The sequence below is a fragment of the Aerococcus sp. L_32 genome, assembly GCF_050689315.1.
This window is the reverse complement of record NZ_JBOEQF010000422.1, coordinates 1-1,639: the sequence shown is the minus strand read 5'-3', so window position 1 is coordinate 1,639 and position 1,639 is coordinate 1. Positions and strand designations below refer to the sequence as shown.

General features: G+C 43.7%; 2 protein-coding genes. Both read left to right on the top strand.

The features are described 5' to 3' along the window. Positions 1-1,186, top strand: a 1,186-nt coding sequence (locus ACRCJ0_RS13585) for a polysaccharide biosynthesis C-terminal domain-containing protein (protein WP_431390766.1), incomplete at its 5' end; no start/stop codon positions are given. Beyond that, on the top strand, positions 1,176-1,639 hold a 464-nt coding region (locus tag ACRCJ0_RS13580), incomplete at its 3' end, for a pseudouridine synthase (protein WP_431390765.1). The genes ACRCJ0_RS13585 and ACRCJ0_RS13580, both read left to right, overlap by 11 nt.

Genomic DNA, 1,639 nt, shown 5'->3' with positions numbered 1-1,639 from the left:
AGCAGTTTATATCATCCGGGTGATCAATAATGGCGAGATGGTCAAAGCTGTAACTCACTCAACATTTGCGGCCTTCCTTGGGGCGCTAGCAGCCTTAGCCACATTGGTATTCTTCTTTATGCGCTACCGCAAAGGTTACAATAATGAAGAAGAATTGTACGCGGTTAAGGAAGAAACCTACGTCTCTTCCAAAAATCTATTACTCGAAATCGTGATGATTGCTATTCCATTTATCGTTTCTGGTTCAGCAATCGAACTATCTCGTTTAGTCGATACGAACACCTACATGCCGATAATGGCGCGCGTTTCTCATCTTTCACATGATCAATTAATTAATGAATACGCCATTTTCGGTGCCAACGCCAATAAACTCGTGACCATCATCGTTTCCCTAGCTGTTGCCATCGGTTCGACATCCATCGCTGTTATTTCAGCTACCTATTCAGAGGAGAAAAGGGGTATCGAGGCTAAGCTGGCAAACAAAGCACTGCCAAGACGTATTGACCGACATGCTACGCAAGATTTTCCAGAAACAAAAGGGTTAATCGGCCACAACTTGAAATTATTCTCACTAGTCATGTTCCCATCTGCAATCGGGATGGCGGTTTTAGCTGAGCCCTTGTACGCGATCATCTTTACCCACGATCCACTAGGTACCTCACTATTACAATTATCAGCGGCAGTAGCTGTGACCATGGGGCTGTTTTCAGTTCTTGTTGCTATGTTACAAGCCATGTCCTTCTTTAAAGACGCCATTATGGGGATGGTCATTGGGATTACCCTTAAATTGGTTCTACAAGTACCTTTTCTAGCGATTTTTAGCACATCAGGTGCCTTATTAGCTACTGGAACAGCCTTTATCGGAATTGCCATATTCTACTTGTGGCGCCTAAGAGTCCGTATAAACTTATCGGTAGTAGAAGTCCTAAACCAAATCAAGGGCATTACTTTGTTATCTGGCGCTATGGGGATTGCCACTTGGTTAGTCAACCAATTCTTACGACGCACTATCTTATCACCTGAAATCTCAATTGTGCACCAAGTGGCCCAAATCGTGATTGTAGCTGGTGTTGGGGTAGCAGTTTATGTCATAGGTGGCTTACGCTTCAAACTATTAGATACGCTACTTGGCGACAAGGCCAAAATGCTTCGTGCGAAATTAGGAATGGGCCGCTATGACAAATAAAAAAACAGGGAAAAACACTCAACGTTTAGATAAATTTGTCTCTAGCATGACCCCTTATAGCCGAAGTGACGTGAAGACTTTAATCAAAAAATCCGCTATTTATGTCAATGGTTCTGTAGCCAAGAAGCCCAATCTACCAGTCAATGTAACAGAGGACAAGGTGGAAGTGGATGGTCAAGAACTCGTCTATGAACCTTATGTTTATTTCATGATGCACAAGCCAGACGGCGTTATATCTGCAACCGAAGACAACCGTTGGGACACCGTGATTGACCTGTTACCAGAAGACCTGGTCTTAACCTACGAACCATTTCCAGTTGGACGCCTAGATAAAGACACAACAGGTCTGCTGCTGATCACCAACGATGGCCAATTCAACCATGCCTTAATGGCCCCTAAGAAACACGTGGAAAAGGAATACGCTGTTCTTGTTGATGGGTTATTATCTGACAG